This window comes from Streptomyces sp. SPB074 (assembly GCF_000154905.1).
In the GTDB taxonomy this organism is placed as follows: Bacteria; Actinomycetota; Actinomycetes; order Streptomycetales; family Streptomycetaceae; genus Streptomyces.
Genome location: NZ_GG770539.1, coordinates 1,967,552 through 1,969,385 on the forward strand (window position 1 = coordinate 1,967,552; position 1,834 = coordinate 1,969,385).

Sequence of the window (1,834 nt, forward strand, 5' to 3'; positions counted from 1 at the left end):
CGGGGCGGGCGGCGCAGGGGGCCTGTTGCGCGGCGGGGGACGCTGGAAGGGCGGCACGGGGCGCCTGGTGGGTGGCGCGGAAGGCAAGGGAGGCCGGGCGGGCGGCGGCGTGGGACGCCGGGCGGTGGGCTGGGTGGACGGCGCGAAGGGCCGGGTGCGCGGCTCGGGAGGCCGGGTGCGCGGCTCGGAAGGCCGGGTGCGCGGCTCGGAAGGCCGGGTGCGCGGCGCGGGACGCCGGGTGCGCGGCTCGGAAGGCCGGGTGCGCGGCTCGGGACGCCGGGTGCGCGGCTCGGGACGCCGGGTGCGCGGCTCGGAAGGCCGGGTGCGCGGCTCGGAAGGCCGGGTGCGCGGCTCGGAAGGCCGGGTGCGCGGCTCGGAAGGCCGGGTGCGCGGCGCGGGACGCCGGGTGCGCGGCGCGGGACGCCGGACGGGGTGCACAGGGGGCCTGTTGCGCGGCGCGGGACGCCGGGCGGGCGGCGCAGGGGGCGGGGCGGGCGGCGAGTGACGCCGGATGTGCGACGCGGGACGCCAGGCGGGCGGCGCGAAGAGCCGGGCCGGAGGCGCGGGAAGCCGGGCACAAGGATGTCCGGCCGAGCGCGGTATGGGCGGCTGCCGCGTTCGCGGGCGCGGTGCACGCGGGCCTCGCGTTCGCTCGCGCGGGCCTCGTCTTCGCGGGTGCGGTGTGTGCGCGGGTGCGGCTACTCGGCGCGCGTACGGGGGCGGCGCAGGCGCCGTCGCGGGTCGCTCCCGTGCCCCGTGCCGACGGCATCGCCGCGTCCCCCACGCCGCTCGCGCGGTCGCTCGTGCGGTCGCCCATGGTGTGTCCCCCCGTTCCTCTCCCGCGTGCCGGGCGGGGGCCGATGGGCCGCCGTTCGGTCGTGGCGCGCGGGCAGAGCAGATTAGCCCGTGTGCGGGGCGGGGGCGAGGAGGAAACGGGACACGCGCCCCGCCTATCCTGTGCCTCGGACACCCCGGGCCCCTGCCCGGCGCCCTTACCCCTCCGGACACCGGCCCAAGCAGACGGAGCAGCGCGACATGTACTTCACCGACCGCGGTATCGAGGAACTGGAGCGGCGGCGCGGCGAGGAAGAGGTGAGCTTCGAATGGCTCGCCGAGCAGTTCCGCGTCTTCGTGGACCTGAACCCGGACTTCGAGGTCCCCGTCGAGCGCCTGGCGACCTGGCTCGCCCGCCTCGACGACGAGGACGAGAACTGAGACCCGGGCCCTCGCGCGCGGGTAGCCGGGACTGACAGCGAACGGGACCGGGACCCGGCCACCCGACACCCCACGCTCGCCCCGCACCGGCCACCGCCCGCACCGCGCACCGCCGCCCGCGCCAGAGGGACCCGCGACGAACCCGACGGCGAGCCGAACGTGCCATCGCGGGCGCCGACCCAGACCGCACTGCGCCGCGTCGGCTACCTCGGCCCCCTCAACACACCCCCGTTCAAACCGGTCATCGCCCCCGCACCGCGTTCCCGGACAGGCCCGGTGCCGGACCGCGCCTCGCTACGAGCCGGCCCGGCGATAAACCGAGCCCGCCCCCTCACACACAGCACCCACCGGCCCCCGCACCAGGCGCCGTTCCCGCCGAGCCGGCCACCCCACCGCGCCCCCGCACCGGGCGATCCCTGCCCCCAGCGCTGCGGCCCCCGGCCCCCAGGACAGGCAGCGCCCCTCTGAGTCGGCCAACCCGCCGCCCGCCCTGAGCCGTCCCTGTCCCCGGGCAACCAGGAAGCCCCCGAATCGGTCACCCCGCCGCCCCGCCCTGGGCTCTCAGTGCCGCAGCGTCCCCGCACCGACCGGCCGCCCTCAGCAACCCCAGCAAGCCCCC

1 protein-coding gene and 1 pseudogene are annotated in these 1,834 nt (G+C 78.7%); both read left to right on the forward strand.

Annotation, left to right across the window (positions count from 1 at the left end):
- A pseudogene (locus tag SSBG_RS34360) lies at positions 1 to 505 on the forward strand (hypothetical protein); the annotation flags it as partial.
- 530 nt (positions 506 to 1,035) lie between these two features.
- The gene (locus SSBG_RS07840; RefSeq protein ID WP_008745652.1) at positions 1,036 to 1,215 is read left to right on the forward strand and encodes a DUF6104 family protein; all 180 of its coding nucleotides are present in this window, start codon (positions 1,036 to 1,038) and stop codon (positions 1,213 to 1,215) included.
- Positions 1,216 to 1,834 lie beyond the last annotated feature (619 nt).

Bases quoted from the DNA above. Each gene is read 5' to 3' on its own strand.
- SSBG_RS07840 (WP_008745652.1), top strand. From the start codon at position 1,036: ATGTACTTCACCGACCGCGGTATCGAGGAACTGGAGCGGCGGCGCGGC.